The organism is Flavobacterium sp. MDT1-60, from assembly GCF_014844035.1.
Taxonomy (GTDB): Bacteria; Bacteroidota; Bacteroidia; order Flavobacteriales; family Flavobacteriaceae; genus Flavobacterium.
In genome coordinates this window covers 1,561,000-1,583,443 of the sequence record NZ_CP062159.1, presented here as the reverse complement: position 1 = coordinate 1,583,443, position 22,444 = coordinate 1,561,000, and the positions used below count along the sequence as shown (strand labels likewise).

The 22,444-nt window shown below is 32.8% G+C and carries 20 protein-coding genes and 2 pseudogenes; 16 read left to right on the top strand and 6 right to left on the bottom strand.

Annotated elements, in window-relative coordinates; genetic code table 11:
* Window positions 1-25 precede the first annotated feature (25 nt).
* The 4 genes and pseudogenes from IHE43_RS06680 to IHE43_RS06665 all read right to left on the bottom strand — a co-directional run bounded on the left by IHE43_RS06680 (window position 26) and on the right by IHE43_RS06665 (window position 4,292).
* Window positions 26-775 (bottom strand): rhomboid family intramembrane serine protease, encoded by a 750-nt coding sequence (locus IHE43_RS06680; RefSeq protein WP_192187225.1) that lies wholly within the window; start codon window positions 773-775, stop codon window positions 26-28.
* Window positions 772-2,685, bottom strand: coding sequence for a DNA mismatch repair endonuclease MutL (gene mutL, locus IHE43_RS06675; protein WP_192187224.1), 1,914 nt, complete (start codon window positions 2,683-2,685; stop codon window positions 772-774). Before mutL ends, IHE43_RS06680 begins: the two co-directional genes overlap by 4 nt.
* Window positions 2,686-2,859: 174 nt before the next feature.
* A pseudogene (gene ribH / locus IHE43_RS06670) lies at window positions 2,860-3,431 on the bottom strand (6,7-dimethyl-8-ribityllumazine synthase).
* 82 nt (window positions 3,432-3,513) lie between these two features.
* Window positions 3,514-4,292: pseudogene (locus IHE43_RS06665) on the bottom strand (tol-pal system YbgF family protein).
* Between the two features lie 336 nt (window positions 4,293-4,628).
* On the opposite strand from IHE43_RS06665, the gene IHE43_RS06660 reads away from it, so the two are divergent.
* The 13 genes from IHE43_RS06660 (at window position 4,629) to IHE43_RS06600 (ending at window position 15,943) form a co-directional block, all read left to right on the top strand.
* Window positions 4,629-5,708 (top strand): DNA replication/repair protein RecF, encoded by a 1,080-nt coding sequence (locus IHE43_RS06660; RefSeq protein WP_192187223.1) that lies wholly within the window; start codon window positions 4,629-4,631, stop codon window positions 5,706-5,708.
* Window positions 5,709-5,929: 221 nt separating this feature from the next.
* Window positions 5,930-6,628 (top strand): thioredoxin domain-containing protein, encoded by a 699-nt coding sequence (locus IHE43_RS06655; protein WP_192187222.1) that lies wholly within the window; start codon window positions 5,930-5,932, stop codon window positions 6,626-6,628.
* Window positions 6,629-6,638: 10 nt separating this feature from the next.
* Entirely contained in the window at window positions 6,639-7,316 is a 678-nt protein-coding gene (locus IHE43_RS06650) for a DUF2461 domain-containing protein (RefSeq protein WP_192187221.1), read from the top strand.
* A gap of 90 nt (window positions 7,317-7,406) precedes the next feature.
* Window positions 7,407-8,468 (top strand): glycosyltransferase, encoded by a 1,062-nt coding sequence (locus IHE43_RS06645; protein WP_192187220.1) that lies wholly within the window; start codon window positions 7,407-7,409, stop codon window positions 8,466-8,468.
* A 207-nt stretch (window positions 8,469-8,675) separates the two neighbouring features.
* Window positions 8,676-9,236 (top strand): hypothetical protein, encoded by a 561-nt coding sequence (locus tag IHE43_RS06640; protein WP_192187219.1) that lies wholly within the window; start codon window positions 8,676-8,678, stop codon window positions 9,234-9,236.
* A gap of 36 nt (window positions 9,237-9,272) precedes the next feature.
* Window positions 9,273-9,452, top strand: a complete 180-nt coding sequence (locus IHE43_RS06635; protein WP_192187218.1) for a hypothetical protein — start codon at window positions 9,273-9,275, stop codon at window positions 9,450-9,452.
* A 197-nt stretch (window positions 9,453-9,649) separates the two neighbouring features.
* Entirely contained in the window at window positions 9,650-10,750 is a 1,101-nt protein-coding gene (gene hisC / locus IHE43_RS06630; RefSeq protein ID WP_192187217.1) for a histidinol-phosphate transaminase, read from the top strand.
* A 163-nt stretch (window positions 10,751-10,913) separates the two neighbouring features.
* Window positions 10,914-11,927, top strand: coding sequence for a UDP-N-acetylmuramate dehydrogenase (murB, locus tag IHE43_RS06625; RefSeq protein WP_192187216.1), 1,014 nt, complete (start codon window positions 10,914-10,916; stop codon window positions 11,925-11,927).
* A gap of 71 nt (window positions 11,928-11,998) precedes the next feature.
* Window positions 11,999-12,613 (top strand): FMN-binding negative transcriptional regulator, encoded by a 615-nt coding sequence (locus IHE43_RS06620; protein WP_192187215.1) that lies wholly within the window; start codon window positions 11,999-12,001, stop codon window positions 12,611-12,613.
* Window positions 12,614-12,696: 83 nt separating this feature from the next.
* Window positions 12,697-13,803 carry a glycosyltransferase gene (locus tag IHE43_RS06615; protein WP_192187214.1) on the top strand — a complete coding sequence of 369 codons (1,107 nt, stop codon included), beginning with the start codon at window positions 12,697-12,699 and terminating at the stop codon, window positions 13,801-13,803.
* On the top strand, window positions 13,794-14,345 hold the full coding sequence (locus IHE43_RS06610) for an RNA polymerase sigma factor (RefSeq protein ID WP_074659495.1): 552 nt from the start codon (window positions 13,794-13,796) through the stop codon (window positions 14,343-14,345). Before IHE43_RS06615 ends, IHE43_RS06610 begins: the two co-directional genes overlap by 10 nt.
* Window positions 14,346-14,500: 155 nt before the next feature.
* Entirely contained in the window at window positions 14,501-15,328 is an 828-nt protein-coding gene (locus tag IHE43_RS06605) for an energy transducer TonB (RefSeq protein WP_192187213.1), read from the top strand.
* Between the two features lie 234 nt (window positions 15,329-15,562).
* A complete protein-coding gene (locus tag IHE43_RS06600) occupies window positions 15,563-15,943 on the top strand; it encodes a PH domain-containing protein (protein WP_192187212.1) in 381 nt (126 codons plus the stop codon).
* Window positions 15,944-16,003: 60 nt separating this feature from the next.
* Here IHE43_RS06600 and IHE43_RS06595 read toward each other — a convergent pair whose 3' ends face one another.
* Window positions 16,004-16,864: a M48 family metalloprotease gene (locus IHE43_RS06595; RefSeq protein WP_192187211.1), complete on the bottom strand. Its 861-nt coding sequence runs from the start codon at window positions 16,862-16,864 to the stop codon at window positions 16,004-16,006.
* A 327-nt stretch (window positions 16,865-17,191) separates the two neighbouring features.
* Here IHE43_RS06595 and lipA point away from each other — a divergent pair, with 327 nt between their 5' ends.
* The 3 genes from lipA (at window position 17,192) to IHE43_RS06580 (ending at window position 21,332) form a co-directional block, all read left to right on the top strand.
* Entirely contained in the window at window positions 17,192-18,058 is an 867-nt protein-coding gene (gene lipA, locus IHE43_RS06590; RefSeq protein ID WP_192187210.1) for a lipoyl synthase, read from the top strand.
* A 75-nt stretch (window positions 18,059-18,133) separates the two neighbouring features.
* Window positions 18,134-19,132 carry a type I glyceraldehyde-3-phosphate dehydrogenase gene (gap, locus tag IHE43_RS06585; protein ID WP_192187209.1) on the top strand — a complete coding sequence of 333 codons (999 nt, stop codon included), beginning with the start codon at window positions 18,134-18,136 and terminating at the stop codon, window positions 19,130-19,132.
* Window positions 19,133-19,157: 25 nt separating this feature from the next.
* Entirely contained in the window at window positions 19,158-21,332 is a 2,175-nt protein-coding gene (locus IHE43_RS06580) for an ATP-binding protein (RefSeq protein ID WP_192187208.1), read from the top strand.
* A 27-nt stretch (window positions 21,333-21,359) separates the two neighbouring features.
* Here IHE43_RS06580 and lpxK read toward each other — a convergent pair whose 3' ends face one another.
* On the bottom strand, window positions 21,360-22,382 hold the full coding sequence (gene lpxK, locus IHE43_RS06575; protein WP_192187207.1) for a tetraacyldisaccharide 4'-kinase: 1,023 nt from the start codon (window positions 22,380-22,382) through the stop codon (window positions 21,360-21,362).
* Window positions 22,383-22,444 lie beyond the last annotated feature (62 nt).

The following is a 22,444-nucleotide window of genomic DNA, read 5'->3' as shown; positions in this document are numbered from 1 at the left end:
TATAATTAGAACTTAAAGTTAAAAATTAATTCCAACGATTACTATTAAACTGATTTTTTTTCCAATACCACATAATTAAAAAACCAAAAAGAGCACCTCCAATATGTGCATAATGAGCAATACCAGACTCTATTCCCATAAATGAACTTCCGAAAATTCCAAAAAAACCATCAAATAACAACATATAAATTGGAACAAAATACTTTGCTTTTATTGGAATTGGAATAAACATAATTCCTAGTTCTGCATTAGGAAACATAAAAGTAAAAGCAATTAACAATCCATAAACTGCACCAGATGCACCAACTACTGTTCCTAAATACGCTTCAGTAAAATGTTTAAATTCAGAAACGGTCAAAATTTCCTGCCATCTTGTATCGATTTTACCCTCATTTAATAAGTTGAGAATATCTGTTTTATGAAATCCATTTGCCAATAAAATATTTAAACTGTCCTGATAAAAATAATAATTAACAGCAAAATTAACCAAAGCCGCACCTAGCCCACATGAAATATAGAAAAACAAAAATTTCTTTCCACCCCAAAAGTGCTCCAAAGTTGATCCGAACGAATACAGCGCAAACATATTAAATGCAATATGAGTAAATCCGCCATGCATAAACATATGGGTAATAGGTTGCCAAAATTTGAATCCAGGATTTTCAGGAAAAAAAAGCGCTAAATACTCATAAGAAATCGGCACTAATTGAGCACCAATAAAAAAGATAATATTAATTATCAGTAATTGTTTTACAACAGGAGTTATCTTCATCATATGGCAAACTTTTTATCTATATCTTCAACACGCATTGTGATGAAAGTAGGTTTTTGAAAAGGTGAAATATTTGGATCTTTGCAGGCAAACAACCCGTTTACCAGATTATCTTGTTCTTTTTCGGTTAAATAAGATCCCGTTTTAACCGCTAAACTTTTAGCCATCGATTTGGCAATTGTATCATTCTGACTGTAACTGCTTGCCGGAATTCCGTCCTGCAAATCACTTAATAATTGTTCTATTACCAATGAAACTTCACTTTCTGTAATATTGACCGGTATTCCAGAAATTACAATATGATCTGTCTGTGCTTCATCAAAAACAAAACCGGTTGTTTCTAATGAAGGTTTCAATTCTTCGATCAATGTCATTTCATCTGAAGAATAAAATAAATTCAACGGAAATAACAATTGCTGGCTTGAAGCCTGATTTACTGTCATATTCAGCAAAAATTGTTCGTACAAAATACGTTGGTGCGCACGTTGCTGATCAACGATAACCATTCCTGATTTTATAGGCGAAACAATATATTTTTTATGAATCTGATATGTTTTCTGACTTGCCGTTTCTACCTCACCATCGTTAAATAAGGATGAAGTTACTTCTTCATTTTCAAAGGTAAAAGGCGAGCTTTCAATACTTTCGGTATCCAAACCTACATACAAACTTTCCCAACTTGCGGTTGGTTCTACTCTTTTAGAATATCCTGAATACGAATTTGATCCTGAACTAAAACCGGAACCAGAAGAAGATCCCGATCCTGAAGAAACCGCTTTTGAATAATGTTGATTGGTTTTATCATCCGTAAACGGATTAAAAGTGCCATCAACCTGAATCGTTGGTGTTTCAGCTTCTAAATCTTTATAATGATAAGGTGTATCTAAATTGGCATCGCGATCAAAATCTAAAACCGGAGCCACATTAAATTGTCCTAAACTGTGTTTTATTGAAGCTCTTAAAATAGCATATAAGGCTTGTTCATCATCAAACTTAATTTCTGTTTTTGTTGGATGAATATTGATGTCAATAGTATTTGGCGGAACTTGCAGATATAAGAAATAACTCGGTTGTGAGCCATCTTTCAAAAGTCCGTCGTAAGCTGCCATAACTGCATGATGCAGATAACCACTTTTGATGAAACGATCGTTTACAAAAAAGAACTGTTCTCCCCTGTTTTTCTTAGCAAATTCAGGTTTACAAACAAATCCCTGAACGTTTATAATTTCTGTATCTTCATTAACCGGAACTAATTTCTCATTGGTTTTTCCCGAAAAAATTCCAACAACACGTTGGCGATATCCTGCAGCAGGTAAATTGTACATTTCGCTGCCATTATGATAAAAAGTAAAATGAATATTTGGATGTGCCAAAGCTACACGCTGAAATTCATCCATAACATGACGAAATTCAACCGTATCGGATTTTAGGAAATTACGACGGGCCGGAATATTAAAAAATAAGTTTTTAACCGCAAATGAAGTCCCTTTTGGCAAAACAGCCGCTTCCTGAGATACAAATTTACTTCCTTCAATTACAATATGCGTTCCTAGTTCTTCCTGATCTTGTTTGGTTTTCATTTCCATGTGCGCAATCGCCGCAATAGACGCCAAAGCCTCTCCACGGAAACCTTTTGTACATAAAGAAAATAAATCTTCTGCCTGGCGGATTTTTGAAGTTGCATGACGCTCAAAACACAAACGCGCATCAGTCACACTCATTCCTTTACCATTATCAATAACCTGTACTAATGATTTTCCAGCATCCTTAATAATTAATTTAATGTCGGTTGCATCAGCATCAACAGCATTTTCTAAAAGCTCTTTTACGACTGAAGCTGGTCTTTGAACCACTTCTCCGGCAGCAATTTGATTAGCAACGTGATCAGGAAGTAATTGAATTATACTCGACATTTAAAATTTTAGATTGTAGATTAACGATTTAAGATTTGATTTGAAATCTAAACCAAGGTTTACAAATTTAATGAATTTCCGTTGGTTTTTTGAATAAGTACTATCATAAAAAAAACAAAAAACCTATACTATTTTACACAGTATAGGTTTTAGTATTTTTAAAACAATTGTGTTTTATTCGTTCTCGATTTTTATTGGTGTTTCTTCAATCTGAATTGCACCTGAAGACAATAAAGGCTGGTTAAATGGATGAGACATTGAAGCCTGTTGACGAATATACGCCATCTTAATTGCTGCAATTGCCGCTTCGGTTCCTTTGTTTCCGTGAACTCCTCCGCTTCTATCGATTGATTGTTGCATGTTATTATCTGTCAAAACACAAAAATAACCGGAATATCCGTTTGAACATTCAAATCTTTAATTCCTTGTGTAACACCTTCGCATACAAAATCAAAGTGTTTTGTCTCTCCCTGAATTACACATCCAATTACAATTACGGCATCTACATTTTGTGTTTGCAACATCTTCTTTGCGCCATAAATCAGCTCAAAACTTCCAGGAACATTCCAACGAACAATTTGCTGCGCCGGTACATCACAATCAACTAGGGCATCAAAAGCGCCATTATATAATCCTTCTGTTATGGTTTCATTCCATTCAGAAACAACAATCCCAAATCGAAAATCTTTCGCATTTGGGATTGTGTTTTTATCGTATTCTGATAAATTTTTATTTTCGGTAGCCATCTGTACTATTTTAAATTTTTTGATTTTAGAATTTAGATTCTTAATTACAAATCTACAATCTAAAATCTAAAGTCTAAAATTTTTATTGTGCTAATCCAATCAATACATCTACAGAAGCTGCTTCTGGAGTTGCATCGAAGTTTTCTTTAATATCAGTTAAGTATTTCAGCGCATCTTCTTTTTGACCTAAAGCCAAGCTGTTTTTCCAGCTTTAAGTAAGAAACGAGGCGTTGTAAAATCATTTTTATTTGATTCAGCCGCTTTTACATAATACTCTAAAGCTTCTTTTTGTTGATTTTTTTGAGAATACGCATCTCCGATAGCACCTTTTGCCAAAGCGCTTAAAATCATGTCCTCAGATTTGAAATCCCCTAAATATTTAATAGCGTTATCAAATTTACCTGTATTCAAATATGCCATACCAGCATAGTAATTTGCTAAGTTTCCAGCATCAGTTCCAGAATACTCATCAGCAATTTTCACGAATCCAAATTTACCTTCTGAACCATTCAATGCTAATTTATATAATGAATCACTTGCAACACCATCAGTCGCTTTTTGAAAATTTTGTTGAGCAACAAACATTTCATTTGCAGCTTCATCTTGCTTAGGAGCCTCGATAAATTTTTGGTAAGCCAAATATCCAATAGTAGCAACTGCAATACCAGCAACTAAACCAATAATGATTTTTTGATTTTTAGCAACCCAATCCTCAGTTTTTGAAGCAGTTTCATCTAATTTAGAAAAAACACCAGCTGTTGTGCTGTCTTTTTCGTCAATGATTACCTGTGTTTCTTCATTTACTTCTTTAACTTCCTTTTCTTTTGGTGCTTTATATCCTCTTTTATTGTAAGTAGCCATTTAAAATTAATTTAGTGAACGGCAAAAATAAAATTTTTATTGAAACTGAGGCAAAAAAAATCAATTTTATCACTATTTTAAAAAAAATATTTTCCCAAACGCTAAGTCGTTTCTCCTCAGTACTAAAATAATTCATCCTGAAAAGCGCCAAAAGCCTTTTATATCAATAATTTTCGATAATTTGCACCCTCAAATTTTTGATGTTCTAAAACGCAGATTTTCCAGGCTAATAATAAAATTTTAGCCACAGATTTCACAGATTTTCACAATCCGTGGCAAAAAACAAAGTCTCGGCTATAAAAAACTTCAAATTTTACCTTTAGAGTTCCTTAAAAAATGCATTTAAACAAAATTTCTCTATTCAATTATAAAAATTTCGCCGAAGTCAGTTTTGATTTCGACCGCAAAATCAATTGTTTTGTTGGTAAAAACGGAATTGGCAAGACTAATGTGCTGGATGCAATCTATCATTTGGCATATGGAAAAAGCTATTTTAATCCGTTAGCGGTTCAAAATATCAAACATGGCGAAGAGTTTTTTGTGATTGATGCCGAATTAGAAAAAAATGACAGAACGGAACAAATTGTCTGCAGTTTAAAAAAAGGGCAAAAAAAGGTTTTAAAAAGAAACGGCAAGGCTTACGACAAATTCTCCGATCATATTGGTTTTATTCCATTAGTAATTATTTCTCCGGCAGATCGTGATTTGATTGTAGAAGGAAGCGAGACACGACGCAAATTTATGGACAGTGTAATTTCGCAATTAGATTCCACTTACCTGCATCAGCTTATTCAATATCAAAAAGTAATTGTACAGCGAAATGCCCTTTTGAAGTATTTTGCACTCAACCATACTTTTGACAACGATACCTTATCTATATATAATGAGCAGCTAAACAGTTATGGGCAATCTATTTTCGAAAAGCGAAAAGATTTCCTCGAACAATTTATACCTATATTTAATATACACCATCAAGCGATAACCGGTTCTGAAGAAACGGTGCAATTGGTTTATGAAAGTCATCTGTACGAAAAGGATTTATTGACCCTTTTACAGGAAAACATTAATAAAGACAGAGCACTACATTATACGAGTGTCGGGATTCATAAAGATGATTTGTCTTTTGAAATAGATTCTCATCCTATAAAAAAATTCGGATCACAGGGGCAGCAAAAATCTTTTTTGATTGCTTTAAAATTAGCTCAATTTGAATTTCTAAAAAAACAAAGCGGTGTAAAACCTCTTTTGCTTTTTGATGATATTTTTGATAAACTAGACGAAACCCGTGTTTCCAAAATCATTGAAATGGTGAACAGCGAGACTTTTGGTCAGCTTTTTATTTCAGATACACATCCGGATCGTACGGAAGCAATTGTAAAATCGACGCATCAGAGCTATAAGATATTCAATTTGTAGATTTTTTGTTTGCCACGAATTTCACTAATTTTTACCAATTAAAGCTTTGACAAAGTTTTGAACTTTGTCAAAACGAATACAAGACGAAAATAAAAAATTCGTGCTAATTTGTGAAATTCGTGGCAAACAAAACCTCAAAACTATATTGATTTTATCATTCCATTATGAATTCAAAAATGAAAAATCATTACTTTAGCGTAACTATTTTTAAATTCAATATCATGAAATTCCCCAAAATTTTATTGCTTATAGTTTCAATTCTGTTATTCGCTTGCAACGAACAAAAAGCAAAACCTTTTGAATCGATTGCACCAAAGGAATTTGCAGATAAAATCAAAACAACTGAAAACCCTCAAATTTTAGACGTTAGAACTCCTGATGAATTTAAATCTGAACATATTGATAATGCTGTAAATGTAAATTGGAATAGCGAAGATTTTGCTGCAAAAACCGAATCATACGATAAGTCAAAACCTGTTTTTGTGTATTGTTTAAGTGGTGGAAGAAGCAAAAAAGCAGCAGTAAAATTACAAGAATTAGGATTTACAACCATTTATGAATTAGATGGCGGGATCATGAATTGGAATGAAGAAGGGCTTTCGAAAACTCCGACAGCAGAAGTTGGAATGACAATGAATGATTTTAACGATTTACTTAATACTGACAAAAAAGTTTTAGTCGATTTTTATGCCGAATGGTGCGGGCCTTGCAAACAAATGGAACCGTACATTTTGAAAATGCAAAAAGAAATGACTGATAAAGTAGTGATCATCCGAATTGATGTTGATAAAAACAAAACTTTGGCGGAAACAATGAAAATCACCCAGCTTCCAACTATTTTGATCTATGAAAACAAAGCGGTACAAAAGAAGTTAATAGGCTTGACGACTGAACAAAACTTAAAAGAACAACTGCAATAACACAAAAAATATGCTTACGAAAGAATCATTGCAATTTTTAGACGATTTAAAAAAGAACAACAACAGAGACTGGTTTCAGGATAATAAAAAACGATACGAGATTTTTAAAAAAGATTATCATCAATTGGTGAGTGATTTTCTGGATGTCATGAAACCACTTGATCCTTCTTTGGAATTATTAGAAGTTAAGAATTGTACCTTCCGAATCAATCGCGATATTCGGTTTTCTAAAGACAAATCGCCTTATAAAGCGCATTTAGGTGTCTGGATGTCTACGGGAGCCAAAGGTGCTAATCGGGCAGGATATTATGTACATATTGAAAAAGGCGCCAGCTTTATCGCCGGCGGATTTTATTCGCCGGAAGCTGCAGATTTGAAGAAAGTGCGAAAAGAAATTGCTTTTTTTCATGATGATTTAGAAGCTATTTTGGCTGATAAAAACTTCAAAAAGGAATTTGGAAGTTTAGATGTAAACGAAACCAATTCCCTTAAAAGCATGCCTCGTGGTTATGAAAAGGATCATCCTGCAATTGAGTTCTTAAAATTGAAAAGTTTTACAGCTACTCAAAAATATGATATTGCTGAAGTGACGCAAAAAGATTTCGTTGCCAAAATGAGCAAAAAATTAATCGCTTTAAAACCATTAAACGAATTCATCAATCGTGCTTTAGACACTGACGAGTTTTAGAAGAAAGTTGCCACGAATTTCACTAATTTCCACTAATTAAATTCGTGCTGATTCGTGAAATTCGTGACGAAAAAAAATTAAGTTTACCGAATGAAAAAAAGAAAAATACTTTTTCTGGGAGAATCGTATCGCGCTGATGCTATCACATGGATGAAAGGTTTGAAGGAATTTGGCGATTTTGAAATCTGTACCTGGGAACTTCAAACACCAAACAATTCAAAAATCAACCGATTCAAACGTATTTTAGAATATGCTTTCTCTCCCATTTCTATTCGAAAAACAATCCGACGCGAAAAACCAGATATGATTATTGCTGAAAGAACCACCAGTTACGGTTTTCTTGCAGCGATTTCAGGTCTGCATCCGATTGCAATTGCTCAACAAGGCCGAACTGATTTATGGCCGGAAGGCTCAGTTTTATTGCCATTTAAAAAAATTATTCAGAAACACGCCTTCAAAAAAGCCGATTTAATTCACGCCTGGGGACCGGTTATGACGATTTCGATGCGAGCAATTGGCGTTGATATGAGCAAAGTTTTGGTAATTCCAAAAGGGATTGATTTGACGCTTTTTGCTCCTTCTGTAAATAATTCAAATAAAATTGAAGCGATTGTAACCCGTTCTTTACAACCGGAATATCGTCATGATTCTATTTTGAAAGCTTTTGCTATTTTACATCAAAAAGGAATAGATTTTACTTTGACAATTGTTGGCGACGGAACCCGATTACAGTTCTTAAAAGATTTAGCGATAGCCTTACAAATCGAAAACAAAGTGATCTTTACAGGAAGAATTCCGAATACAGAACTTCCTAAATTATTACAACAATCGAATATTTACATAAGTATGCCTATTACAGAAGGTGTTTCAGCATCTTTGTTTGAAGCCATGGCTAGCAGTTGTTATCCGATTGTTTCTGATATTCCCGGAAATCAAAGTTGGATCAAACATCGCGAAAACGGACGATTAATTGAAATTGACAATATCCAAATGCTGGCTGAGGAATTGATTTGGTCTTTTGAAAATGTTGAATCTCGAAATAATGCTATTTTGCAGAATCGAAAGTTCGTAGAGGAGAATGCGAATTATGATATTAATATGAAGATTATTGCGGGTAAATATCATGAGTTATTAGATTTGCGTAAAATTTAACCGCAAGGAGCGCAAAGTATTACGCAAAGTTCGCAAAGCTTAGCGTTCATGGCGTAATACTTTGCGCTCCTTGCGGTTAAGCTCATATTTTATTCAATCTAAAAAAATCAAATTCCAGCTTCCTCAAAGCCAACAAGAAAATTCACAATAACTTTAACAAGATATTACACTATTTATTTTAGATTTGCCTTCATTTAAAACCAATGAATGGAAGATTTAATAAATGAATCCTATGAATTCGAGCAGGTAGACAGTAATCCTTTGCATACCAAATACGATTTTGTTAGTAAAGGCGAAAGAGAAATCCCTAAAAGAATAGCCATAATCAAATACCCACACCCTGGTTTAGAACGATATTATAATTTAGGATTCGGCAATATCTTTATTGATGAAAATGGCTTGGAATCCATTTCTGACATGTCACGAGAAAATAATAAAGATGGTAAAAAAGTTTTAAAAACGGTTTTCACTTGTGCTTTGGATTTTTTATCCATCTCTCCCAACTCCATTTTAACCATTTTCGGAAATACTTCTGCAAAACATAGATTATACAAAATGGGGTTGAATAATAATTTGGCTTCTATTGAAAGTTGTTTCATTATAAAAGGAGGTATAATTAGTGATTTGAAAATCATCGAAAATGCAGAAACCGGCAAACAACCAAATTCAATCATCAACATTGACAAAGTTGATTATCAGAGATATGACCCTAGCAAATGTAGAGCCTATAATTTTATAACATTTGAGATTAAAGACGAGTTCAAATAATTTTTTATACCTTTGTATTATTAAAATGATGTTGTTATGAAAAATATGATTAAAGATATTTTAAACAAATCTGAGAAAAAAACCACTGTATCCTACAAAGAAAAGGAAAACAGAAAATCTTTTGATGAAACTTTTGGAAAACAGAAAATGGAAATAGCCTCTAACTTTATTGGAGACAATTCAATTTCTCTTTCTAAAAAACTAGCTACAAAATAAAATTACACAAATATTTATACAGAAGCCTTCAGATATGAAGGCTTTTTTATTGCCTAAACCAAACCATTAAACCGGTTTTAAAAATAAAAAAACGCTTTTAAAATTCTGAACTATATTAAGAAAAATACACTCGTAACTTTTCTTCCATCTCAACGACATATTGTTAAAGAAATTGTTTAATTTAATCTGAAATAGAGATGAATAACAGAAGAAATTGGTTAAAACAAATAAGTTTAGGCACTGTAGCATTGGGATTTTATAACTTTGAAGCATTTGCAAATCCTACTGAAGAATATACTTTTCCTGATTTAGACAATTCTCCCGTAACACTTCGGTCAAACGAAAATCCTTATGGCCCCTCTCCGTTAGCTCGGGCCGCAATGACAAAAAGCGTTAATAGCAGCAATAGATATGGATGGGATCTTTCCTCAGAATTAATCGCACTTATTGCTAAAAAGAATAGTGTTTCAGACAATAACATTTTGTTAGGCGCCGGTTCAACAGAAATTTTAGATTTAATACTCCAATATACTGCATTAAAAAAAGGCAATTTTCTATTGGCCGAAACTACATTCGATTACTGGGCTGCTCCTTCTGAAAAATTAGGACTTAAGAAAATCACGATTCCATTAACTAAAGACAAAAAGCACGACTTACCAGCTATGTTAAAAGCTATTAATTCAGATACCAAAATGATTTATATCTGCAATCCTAATAACCCAACAGGAACAATATGCAATAGAGAAGAACTGGTGTCCTTTATAAAAGAAGCAACAAAGAAAGCCATTGTTTTTGTTGATGAAGCGTATATCGATTTTACAAAAGAACAATCATTAAGTGATTTAGTTATCGAGAATAAAAATTTGATTATCACTAAGACTTTTTCAAAAATGTATGGTTTGGCCGGAGCACGGGTTGGATATGCTATAGCCCATTCTACTACTATTGAAGAACTTGACACCGTAAGATCATCTCAAAACATGGCTGTTAGTGTGGTGTCGACGGCTGCAGCAATAGCATCCTTAAATGATGAAAAGTTTATTCAACAAGTATATGCATCAAATCAGGAAGTAAAAAAATATACGATAGATCAACTTACCCTTCTTAATTTAACCTGCATTCCATCCTACTCCAACTTTGTTTATTTCTCTTTAGACAATTATAAAAAAGATTATTTCAAACAACTGGAAGATCATAATATACAAGGAACAAAAATTTATGAAGAAAACGGAAAATGGACCCGAATTACAATAGGAACCATGAAAGAAATGCAACGATTTATTGCGGCTATAAAATAAAAGCACATTAAAAAGGTCAAAGAAAAACAATATGACACTCAATTTATTTATTGATAAAACTCTAATCTGTTATTTTACAGAAATTGAGTTCAAATAAATTATAATCCTTACTTTTGAGCTCAGAATTATCCCAAGCTTTTGGGATTCAAAAAGCCTTTTATTTATGGAAATCCAATCCAATTTTTCTTTAAAAAACTACAATACTTTTGGTATTGAAGCCAAAGCCAAACAATTTGTTGCAGTACATTCGGTTGCTGAATTGAAAACTATTTTAGAAGAAAACAAAAACGAGAAAAAATTTATTTTAGGAGGAGGAAGCAATATGCTTTTAACCAAAGATATTGACGCTTTGGTCATTCATATTGATTTAAAAGGTAAACAAATCATTAAAGAAGATGGAGATTTTGTTTGGGTTGAAAGTCAGGCTGGCGAAACCTGGCACGACTTTGTACTTTGGACAATTGACAATAATTTTGGTGGTTTAGAAAACATGTCCCTGATTCCGGGAAATGTTGGCACAACTCCGGTTCAGAATATTGGTGCATACGGAACTGAAATAAAAGACACTTTTGTTTCATGCGAAGCGATTAATATAGAATCTCAGGAAATAAAAACCTTCACGAATACTGAATGTAATTTTGGATACAGAGAAAGCATCTTTAAAAATGAAATTAAAGATCAATATGTCATTACATCGGTAATTTATAAATTAACGAAACGCAATCATAAAATCAATACTTCTTATGGAGATATTACGGCTGAATTGGCTAAAAACAATGTTACAACTCCAACTTTAAAAGATGTAAGCAATGCCGTAATCGCGATCAGACAAAGTAAATTACCAGATCCGAAAGAATTGGGAAATAGCGGAAGCTTCTTTAAAAACCCAATTTTATTGAAATCTCATTTTGAGAAGATTCATCAAAAGTTTCCTGAAATGAAATATTACGAAGTTTCTGAAACTGAAGTAAAAATTCCGGCTGGATGGTTAATTGAACAAGCCGGTTTTAAAGGAAAACGTTTTGGTGATGCCGGAGTACATAAAAATCAGGCATTGGTTTTAGTAAATTACGGAAATGCAACCGGTCAGGAAATTTTGGCCGTTTCGAGAGATGTGCAAAAAACTGTTTTTGAAACTTTCGGAATTCATATTGAAGCTGAAGTGAATGTGATTTAACAAAACAATTACAAATTAGCTAAAATTAATTAGTGAAAATTGGCGTAATTCGTAGCATAAAAAACAAGACAATGTATACACCTGAAATATACAAAAACGAAGATCCTGAATCTATCAGAAGTTTTTTGAAAGAAAATAGTTTTGGAATTCTGATCAATCAGACTAACGGAAAATTATGTGCTACTCATATTCCGATGGAACTTGAAGTCAGTGCTGATGGAAAAGAAATTCTGCAAGGACATATTTCAAAACTAAATCCGCAAGCTGAAGGTTTCACAGAAAACGATCAGGTTTTGGCTATTTTTACGGGGCCACACAGTTATATTTCTTCGTCTTGGTATGATCATGAAAATGTACCAACATGGAATTACATAGCTGTACATGTTTATGGGAGAATTAAAATTGTAGACGAAGCTGCTTCAATTGAACAACTAAAAAAGTTGGTTGATAAATATGAAGCTAATTCAGAGAATCCGGTTCGTATTGAGGAATTGTCAGCAAAAACGATGCGTGAAGCCAGAGGAATTTTTGGTTTCGAGATAGAAATTGATGAAATTCAGGCAACCAAAAAACTGTCTCAAAACCGTGACGACCACAATTACAAAAACATAATTTCGGAATTAGAAAAAACAGAAAACCCTCAGTCTATTGCTGTTGCAAAAGAAATGTCGAAATGCCGAAAGTAAATCGGTTTTATCCATTGAAAATTAGGAATTCATAAGTACATTTGCACGCGCAAGATTCAAAAATTAAAAGACATTAAAATCAGATGCTTATAACTTTATTTTACTTCTTTATTGCTATTGTTTTTATTCAGGTTTTCTATTACTTAGGTATTTTTGGAAAATTTGCCTTCAGTAAACCTCAAGAAATTACTTCGAAAAAACTTTCAGTTTCTGTAATTGTCTGCGCTAAAAATGAAGAAGAGAATGTAAAAAAGTTTATTCCTTTATTAGCAGAACAAGACTATCCTGATTTTGAAATTGTATTAATTGACGATGCTTCAAGCGACGAAACTTTAGAAGTTTTTGAAGAATTCGAAAAACAATATTCCAATATTCGTTTGGTAAAAGTTCAAAACAATGAAGCTTTCTGGGGAAATAAAAAATATGCTTTAACTTTAGGAATCAAAGCTTCAAAAAAAGAATATCTATTATTTACTGATGCCGATTGTTATCCAAATTCAAAGGATTGGATTACAACAATGACTTCGCAATTCACAATGAACAAAACCATTGTTCTAGGATACGGTGGTTATGAAAAAATCGAGCGCTCTCTATTAAATAAAATTATCCGTTTTGAAACTGTTTTAACAGCTGTACAATATTTTTCATGGGCTAAAATTGGAGCTCCATATATGGGAGTTGGACGAAATTTGGCTTATAAAAAAGAAGAATTCTTTAATGTAAATGGCTTTATAGATCATATTCAGGTTCGTTCAGGCGATGATGATTTATTTATTAATCAGGCGGCCAACAAAAGTAATGCTACTATTTCATACAATCCGGAAAGTTTTACTTATTCTAAACCAAAAGAATCTTATAAAGAATGGTTTACTCAAAAAAGAAGACATATTTCTACTGCAGAATATTATAAATTTTTTGATAAAATGCAGTTAGGTCTTTTTTACACTTCACAATTATTCTTCTTTTTATTGGTTATACTTTTACTTGCTTTCCAATTTCAATGGATCGCTGTATTAGCAATATTAGCTACTCGCTACACAGTTGCGTGGACCGTAATTGGGTTTTCGGCTGGAAAATTAAAAGAAAATGATCTTAAAATATGGTTTCCGGTGGTAGAGATGGTGCTTATATTCACACAAATTAATATCTTTATAACTAATCTCTTTTCAAAACCTGTACATTGGAAATAAATTCTAAAATAGAAAAAGCAAAAAAAGGCGACCAGATTGCCTTTACTTTTTTATTAGATTTTTATTGGAATGAAGTGTACGGTTTTATGTTAAAACGTACTGAAAACGAAACTATTGCCGAAGATATAACCATCGAAACTTTCTCAAAAGCTTTCGACAAAATTGCTACTTACAACTCAGAATTTCAATTCAACACCTGGCTAATTGCGATCGCAAAAAATGTCTATATTGATTTATTGCGCAAAAAGAAAACCAATCTTTTTATCGAAATTACTGATTCTGAAGATCAACAGGCATACAATATTGCCGACCCTACTCCATCTGCAGAAGATGCTTTAATTAAAGAGCAAAATTTATCTCGTTTGCTTTTATGCATCAAAGAATTAAAACCCCATTATCAGGAAGTCATTCAGTTACGTTATTTTCAGGAAATGACGTATCAGGAAATTGCCCTTAAAATTGATGAGCCTTTAAGCAACGTAAAAGTAAAGCTTCTTCGTGCTAAAAAATTATTGGCAGAAATCATCGAACGTAACAGATAATTTATTATCTTTAGGTAAAGAATAAAATAAATTAGCATTTTTTCTTAAAATAATAAATTATTCACACACTAAAACAACAATACCTGCGTTGTTGCTAAAACCAAAACCTTACTGCTTATGATTTAAATGTTACTTAACCTTAAAATCCAATAAACATGTCTAAATCAAACATCTACGAAACCACTTGGACCGATCTTGTTTTCGAAAACAAAAACAAAGAGTACGGCGCGTATCAATTACGCCAGGAGAATTCAAAAACCACAATTACAGCGCTATTTATGGGACTGCTATTATTAGCAAGTCTGGGAACTGCGTCGATGTTGATTAGTAAATTCGGAACACAAGGCGTGATAGAAACGGAGCCTATTATTCCTGAACCATTTGTAGTAACCGAATTTCACGACCAGCCTGTTATTCCAAAAACAGAAGAAACAATTGCACCGCCACAGCAAAGTGCAGCTACGCCACCAGCTACTAATACACAATTGGTAAATCCTGTTGTTACAAGAGCAGATCAAGCGACACCAGAAGTTATTGCACCCAACACAGATAACACTCCTGTTGTCGATAATGCTTCAACCGGAACTGGTACAGTAGTAAACACTCTACCATCAACTGGTAGCAGCGGTAACGGCACAGAAATTACGCCGGCAACTAATGACCCTGTAAATACTGCTGTATTAGATAAAATGCCTGAATTCCCTGGAGGAATAGCTCAATTTTACACTTATGTTGGAAACAATTTTCACAAACCAGAATTGGATGCTGAAAAAACACTTAGAGTATATGTTTCTTTTGTAATTGAAAGAGACGGTTCAATTACGGATATAACGGTAATAAAAGATCCGGGTTATGGCTTAGGAAAAGAAGCCATCAGAGTTTTGAAATCAATAAAAGCAAAATGGACTCCTGGAATATTAAATGGAAAAACAGTACGAACAGCATATAACCTTCCAATAACCATAAAAACGGAAGTAGAATAATAAAAAAAAAGCAGAACTTAGGTTCTGCTTTTTTTTGTCCTCTTGTAAATCACCAAGAAATTAAGATTTTTACTTTACTTCAAAATGAATCTCGCAGAGTCGCAAAGCCTTATTTTAAGTTTTTCTTTGTGACTCTGCGACTTTGCCTGAAATTAATTATCACACTTTTTTTAATTTAATTACTTTTACCATTCATAAAAAGAAAAACATTTTATTAAAATTAAAAACTAAAAAATGGGAATATTTTCAGCACTTCTCGGTAATGCAGGTTCTGTAAGTCAGGAAGATTTATTAAAAAACTACGGACAGCTTTTAACGGATAATGAATCAATCGAAATGGGTTTCAAATTGATTCGTGATACTTTTATTTTCACTAATAAAAGATTAATTCTTGTTGATGTTCAGGGAATCACTGGAAGCAAAACAGAATACAAATCGATTGCTTACAAAAGTATTACAAGATTTAGCGTAGAAACAGCAGGAACTTTTGATTTGGATGCCGAATTAAAAATTTGGGTTTCCAGTGAATTACAACCAAGCATTGTTAAACAGTTCACTAAATCTGTAAATGTTTATGATGTTCAAAAAGTATTGGCACATCACGTTTTAGGTTAATCATAAAAATAAAAAACCCGACAAAAAAATTGTCGGGTTTTGCTTTTATAAAAGAAATTGTTATTTCTTTTTAGTTGTTTTCTTCGTAGCTGCTTTTTTAGCCGGAACCGGAACTGTATTCACAATTTTTTGCTGTACATATGGTTTATATAAACCATCTTTTTCTGCTCTCTTTTTAGCGTCCTCTGCCCTTTGTTTTGAATCCGGATGTGAACTCATCATTTGATCAATAAAAGAAGCTTGTGATCCTTCACTCATTTTAGCTAAGATTCTAAACGCAGATTCTTCAGCATTTACATTATAACCATTCTTTTTCATGAAATTATAAGCAAACAAATCTGCTTCTGCCTCTTGTTTACGACTAAATTTACTATCAATAATAGCGCTTCCTATTTTCCCTAACTGACTATCTGTAACTGTAGCAACAGTTGTTGATTGTGAAGCTGCAGCATCCATTAAAGCTTCTTTTTTATAAGCCGCTTTTATAGCATCTTGTGAGTCGTGATTCGCAACGTGACCAATTTCATGCCCAATTACAGCAAGTAGTTCATTATCATCCATAATATCCATCAAACCTGAATAGACACGAACACTTCCATCAGCAGTAGCGAAAGCATTTACTTCTTTTAATTTATATACTTTATAATTTAAAGTATAATCTTCCCCGGCAGTGTATTTCCCAAAAACTCTGTTCAATCTTAAAGTATATCCATCTGTTGCAGCTGCTATTTCGTTTTCTTTATCCAATTTATCTACTGCTGCTTTGGATAGTGCAGCAGCATCAGCATTACTAAATGTAAAACCGCTAACACCTTTTTGAACAGCACCAATTGCTTTTTCTCCAAAATTAATTTGCGCATTGATTTTAGTAAAACCAAAAGTGGCAAATAAAACTCCTAATACAATAAATTTCTTTTTCATCTTTATTTTATTTCAATTTAACAACAAATGTACTACACAGTTAGTATTATATTATTCTTTTTAGGGTTGTTTTTTAACAAATAAAGATATAAATTTTAAATGAGGGAAAGTCCATTAGATTAAAATAATTATACCGCAAACCCTAGTAAACAAACAAACCCTTAAATTTTAAAGTGCTACCAGATTATAAAAACAACTATTTAACACTTCTGATAAATAATTATCAGACCACTTTCACAGAATCATAACAATACCGTTTCAAATTAACCCATAAACAAATCCACAAATAAACAACAATGCGTATCTTTGTACTTTGAATTTTGATATATGGAAACAGTCATTGAAAATATACCAACTGGAAAACCTAAATGGTTAAAAGTCAAACTTCCAATTGGACAAAAATATACTGAACTTCGTGGTTTAGTTGACAAATACAGCTTAAACACAATTTGCACCTCGGGAAGTTGCCCAAATATGGGAGAATGTTGGGGTGAAGGGACGGCCACTTTTATGATTTTAGGAAATGTCTGTACTCGTTCTTGTGGATTTTGTGGAGTAAAAACCGGCAGACCAGAGACGGTAGATTGGGATGAACCTGAAAAAGTAGCGCGCTCTATTAAAATCATGAACATTAAACATGCAGTAATTACAAGTGTTGACAGAGATGATTTAAAAGATGGCGGATCAATTATCTGGATTGAAACTGTTAAAGCAATCCGTAGAATGAACCCAAACACAACGCTTGAAACTTTAATTCCGGATTTTCAGGGAATCGAAAGAAATCTTGACCGAGTTGTAGAAGCAAATGCTGAAGTAGTGTCACATAATGTTGAAACCGTACGTCGTTTAACACGTGAAGTGCGTATTCAGGCAAAATACGATCGTAGTTTGGAAGTTTTACGCTATTTAAAAGAGAAAGGAATTAACAGAACTAAATCTGGAATCATGCTTGGTCTTGGCGAAACTGAAGAGGAAGTGTTTCAAACCATGACCGATTTACGCAATGCAAATGTCGATGTTGTTACTATTGGTCAATACCTACAACCAAGTAAGAAACACTTACCTGTAAAAGAATTCATAACCCCGGAGCAATTTGCTAAATATGAGAAATTTGGTCTTGAATTAGGTTTCCGTCACGTAGAAAGCGGACCTTTGGTTCGTTCTTCCTATAAAGCACAAAAACATATTTTATAAAAAAGGTGAATCATTGATTTGTTTAATTGTCAAACCGATTAAACAAATAAACGACTAAACAAATAAACAACTCGTTTGAAAACTAGAATTGCTATTAATGGTTTTGGAAGAATTGGAAGAAATTTATTCCGCCTTCTTATAAACCACCCAGAAATTGAAGTAATTGCGATTAATGATATTGCTGATAATAAAACCATGTCGCATTTGATAAAATACGACAGTATACACGGAGTTCTTCCTTTTAAAGTAAGTCACGACGAGGAAGGCATTATTGTTGACGGAAAACATTTTTTGTTTTTTCATGAAAAAAGTATTTCAAATTTAGACTGGAAAAGTCATTCTATTGATTTTGTAATCGAATCAACAGGGAAATATAAAACGCATGAAGAATTAAATGCACATATTGAAGTTGGAGCAAAAAGAGTAATTCTTTCAGCTCCATCAGAAGTTGATACAATAAAAACAGTAGTTTTAGGAGTAAATGAAAATATTTTAGACGGACAGGAACTAATCGTTTCGAATGCAAGTTGCACGACAAATAACGCTGCTCCAATGATAAAAATCATTGAAGAGTTGTGCGGAATCGAGCAAGCGTACATTACAACGATACATTCTTACACAACTGACCAAAGCCTTCATGACCAGCCACATAAGGATTTACGCAGGGCGAGAGGTGCAAGTCAGTCAATTGTTCCAACAACTACTGGTGCAGCTAAGGCATTAACAAAAATTTTTCCTAAATTGCATCAAAAAATTGGAGGTTGTGGCATTCGTGTTCCGGTTCCGGATGGTTCATTGACAGATATTACGTTTAATGTAAAACGTGCTGTTACTATTGAAGAGATTAATAAAGCATTTGAAGAAGCCTCAAAAACGAATTTAAAAGGAATATTAGATTATACAGAAGATCCAATTGTTTCTGTCGATGTAATTGGCAATACGCATTCGTGCTTGTTTGATGCACAACTTACCTCTGTAATTGACAAAATGGTAAAAGTTGTGGGTTGGTACGATAACGAAATTGGGTATTCATCAAGGTTAATAGATTTGATTTTACTGATAAGGAAAACATAAATTCATTGTAAAAGCACTGCCATACATGAAATACCAACTTCTTATTCTTATTTGTTTTTTTAATTCATTTTTGTATTCTCAAACTCAAAAAAAGAATACAGATAGCATTTCCTATTATAATAAATTAGCAAACTCAAATCTGGATAAGAAAAAGTACAATCAGGCTGTTTTTTATACCAAAAAATCAATCGATTTCTGTCAAACAAATAATAAAGGAGAAAATTTAGCCAATCAAACTTTTAAGCTTGGGAAAATTTTCTACAACCAGCAGAGGTATGATGAAGCCCTAAAAAGCTTTCATAAAAGCGTTTCTTTATTTGACAAAGTAAAACCCACCTGTACCAAGGTTTTAGCTTTAAATTACATTGGTGCCAGCAATACTGCAAAAGGAAATTATGATGTTGCCAATGTTTACTATCAAAGAGCCAATAGCCTTCTAAAACAATTAAAGCTTGTTGACCATGCTGAAGTTTTAAATTATCAGAAAGCCATGGCATTAAAAGCGAGCAAAAATTTACCTCTTGCTGCAAAAACTTTCCAAAAAATAGTAAATAAACCAGATAATCCAAAAATCCTTAAAACCAAAACAGATTCTTATTATCAGCTTGGTTTAATTGAAACTCAGCTAAAGAGAAACGATTCAGCACTTGTATACTTTGACAATGCTATAGATTGCAGTGTCAAAAACAATAATTTGGTTCAAAAATCAAAGATCATTTTAGCCATAAGTCAGTACTATAAAAAAAACAGGAACTTTGATCTTGCTTACTCTTATCTTGACGAACATTATCAAATTGAAAATTACATTCTAAAGTTAAAAAATGCCAAACTGGATCTTAACGAGTATGAAAAATTCAAAAAAACACAATCTATAAACAACACACTTAAACGCGAAAGCGAAGAAAAAATACAATTAAAAACCTATCGCTATTCTAAATTGGTTAGTATTTTGGCCATTGCCCTGATTTCAATTTTATCACTTTTAAGTTTGGCCTTATATAAAAACAATATTATTCGGAACCAAAATAATTTACTTTTAAGGGAAAAAAACAAAGAGCTTATTTTAGCCAAAAATAAGGCCGAAAAAGCATCCAAAGCCAGATCTGAATTTTTATCTACCGTAAGTCACGAGCTGCGGACCCCGTTGAACGCGATTAATGGAATAACACATTTACTACTCGAAGACAATCCCAAAAAAACTCAGCTTAAATATTTAGAATCCTTAAAGTTTTCAGGAAATTATCTTACTACTTTTATCAACGAAATTCTTGAAATCAATAAAATTGACTCTACTAAAGTGGAGATAGAAAACATAAGCTTTAATTTAAAAGAGCTTTTATTCAATATCCAAAGCTCGTTAAAAGAATTGGCAACAGCCAATAAAAACTACTTTAATCTCGAAATCGACAAAACTATTCCGGATAATTTAATTGGAGATCCGACTAAATTATCTCAAATCATTTTAAACTTAATCAATAACGCTCTTAAGTTTACTCAAAACGGAAATGTAAATGTAATTGCAAAATTATATGCCATTGAAGAAGAAACTGCAACTGTTTATTTTGAAATTATAGACACCGGAATTGGCATTCCTGAAGACAAATTACAAACTGTTTTTGAAAGCTTCTCGCAAGGTTCTATTGAAGTAAATCGAAAATATGGCGGAACTGGTTTAGGCCTTACGATAGTAAAAAAATTAATCGAGCTTTTAGGAGGTGAAATAAAATTAAAAAGTGAAGTTGGCAAAGGATCTACATTTACTTTCAAATTAAATTTCAGCATTAACAGAGAGCCTTTAGTAATGATTGCAGAAGCAAAACCTTATAACGACAAACAATTAAAGCACAAATCAATTTTATTGATTGAAGACAACAAAATCAATCAAATGATTACTAGAAAAATGTTGGAAAACAAGGCTATTTGCTGTGAAATTCTCGACAATGGTGAAGAAGCGGTAGAGCTTTTAAAAGTCAAACGTTTTGACATGGTTTTAATGGATGTACATTTACCAGGCATTAATGGAACTACAGCAACAAAACTGATCAGGGAATTTGACAAAAACACTCCAATTATTGCTTTAACCGCTATTTCGCTTGACGAAAACAGAGATATGCTTTTATCTTTCGGAATGAATGATGTGATTACAAAACCTTTCGTCCCGGACGAATTCTATAGTATAATTGCTAAGTTTTTTGATTGATTCTTTTAAAGATTCTAAGACAAGTTGCTAAGATTCTAAATTCTTTTTTACGTACTCCAAAACAGTAGCATCAAAATTTTGATGCTGATTGATGAAAGTACTTTTTATAGGAAGATAATAAAGTTGTGAAATTAATTTAGAATCCTTTAAGCGAACATAATCTTTCTCTGTAGTAATTATTTTTTTACTCTTTGCTTTGTTTTGAATTTCATCTAAATCAGAATCTGAAAAATGATGATGATCGGGATAAGTCAGGCATTCATCTTTTTCATTTTTTAAATAATCAAAAAATGGTTTTGGTTTTGCTATACCCGCTAAAAGTACTTTTGCTTCTGATTTAATTTCATTTACAGCAATCTTCTCCTGTTTACTATAAATTGCATCGTCATAATCTATGAAGGTAAAATAGATTTGTTGGGAACAATTTAGGTTCAATTTCAATCTGATTTCTTCCTGATTTTGATCCGATAAATCTTTTGGACATTTAGTTACAACAATAATATTGGCGCGGTTTGCTCCACTCCTGGTTTCGCGCAAATTCCCGGTTGGTAACATAAAATCATCAGCATACAAATCATCGTAAGAAGTCAGTAAAATATAAAATCCTGCTTTCACTTTTCGGTGTTGATAGGCATCATCAAGGAGAATTATTTCTGGTTTTTCTTTTTGAGAGAGTAATTGTGTAATTCCGTTTGTTCGGTTTGCATCAACTGCCACCTGAATATTTGGGAATTTTTGATAAAACTGAAAAGGTTCATCGCCAAGAATTTTAGCATTTGAAGTTGAATCAGCCAAAACAAAACCTTCAGATATACGCTTATAACCCCGACTTAATGTGGCAACTTTATATTTATCAGACAATAATCGAATTAAATATTCTATTTGAGGTGTTTTTCCAGTTCCGCCAACGCTTAAATTTCCAACAGCAATTACAGGAATATCAAATGAAGTTGATTTTAGAGTTCCCCTATCAAAAAGGAAATTCCGAATTGAAGTTATGAATCCGTATAAAACGGCAAATGGGAAAAGTATTTTTCGAAGTACATTCATTTTACGAAAGTATAATTTTTTTCGTTAATTTGTTTTAGGTTTTAAGTTACACGACTATAAAC

Bases quoted from the DNA above. Each gene is read 5' to 3' on its own strand.
- IHE43_RS06680 (WP_192187225.1), bottom strand. From the start codon at position 775: ATGATGAAGATAACTCCTGTTGTAAAACAATTACTGATAATTAATATT.
- mutL (WP_192187224.1), bottom strand. From the start codon at position 2,685: ATGTCGAGTATAATTCAATTACTTCCTGATCACGTTGCTAATCAAATT.
- IHE43_RS06660 (WP_192187223.1), top strand. From the start codon at position 4,629: ATGCATTTAAACAAAATTTCTCTATTCAATTATAAAAATTTCGCCGAA.
- IHE43_RS06655 (WP_192187222.1), top strand. From the start codon at position 5,930: ATGAAATTCCCCAAAATTTTATTGCTTATAGTTTCAATTCTGTTATTC.
- IHE43_RS06650 (WP_192187221.1), top strand. From the start codon at position 6,639: ATGCTTACGAAAGAATCATTGCAATTTTTAGACGATTTAAAAAAGAAC.
- IHE43_RS06645 (WP_192187220.1), top strand. From the start codon at position 7,407: ATGAAAAAAAGAAAAATACTTTTTCTGGGAGAATCGTATCGCGCTGAT.
- IHE43_RS06640 (WP_192187219.1), top strand. From the start codon at position 8,676: ATGGAAGATTTAATAAATGAATCCTATGAATTCGAGCAGGTAGACAGT.
- IHE43_RS06635 (WP_192187218.1), top strand. From the start codon at position 9,273: ATGAAAAATATGATTAAAGATATTTTAAACAAATCTGAGAAAAAAACC.
- hisC (WP_192187217.1), top strand. From the start codon at position 9,650: ATGAATAACAGAAGAAATTGGTTAAAACAAATAAGTTTAGGCACTGTA.
- murB (WP_192187216.1), top strand. From the start codon at position 10,914: ATGGAAATCCAATCCAATTTTTCTTTAAAAAACTACAATACTTTTGGT.
- IHE43_RS06620 (WP_192187215.1), top strand. From the start codon at position 11,999: ATGTATACACCTGAAATATACAAAAACGAAGATCCTGAATCTATCAGA.
- IHE43_RS06615 (WP_192187214.1), top strand. From the start codon at position 12,697: ATGCTTATAACTTTATTTTACTTCTTTATTGCTATTGTTTTTATTCAG.
- IHE43_RS06605 (WP_192187213.1), top strand. From the start codon at position 14,501: ATGTCTAAATCAAACATCTACGAAACCACTTGGACCGATCTTGTTTTC.
- IHE43_RS06600 (WP_192187212.1), top strand. From the start codon at position 15,563: ATGGGAATATTTTCAGCACTTCTCGGTAATGCAGGTTCTGTAAGTCAG.
- IHE43_RS06595 (WP_192187211.1), bottom strand. From the start codon at position 16,864: ATGAAAAAGAAATTTATTGTATTAGGAGTTTTATTTGCCACTTTTGGT.
- lipA (WP_192187210.1), top strand. From the start codon at position 17,192: ATGGAAACAGTCATTGAAAATATACCAACTGGAAAACCTAAATGGTTA.
- IHE43_RS06580 (WP_192187208.1), top strand. From the start codon at position 19,158: ATGAAATACCAACTTCTTATTCTTATTTGTTTTTTTAATTCATTTTTG.
- lpxK (WP_192187207.1), bottom strand. From the start codon at position 22,382: ATGAATGTACTTCGAAAAATACTTTTCCCATTTGCCGTTTTATACGGA.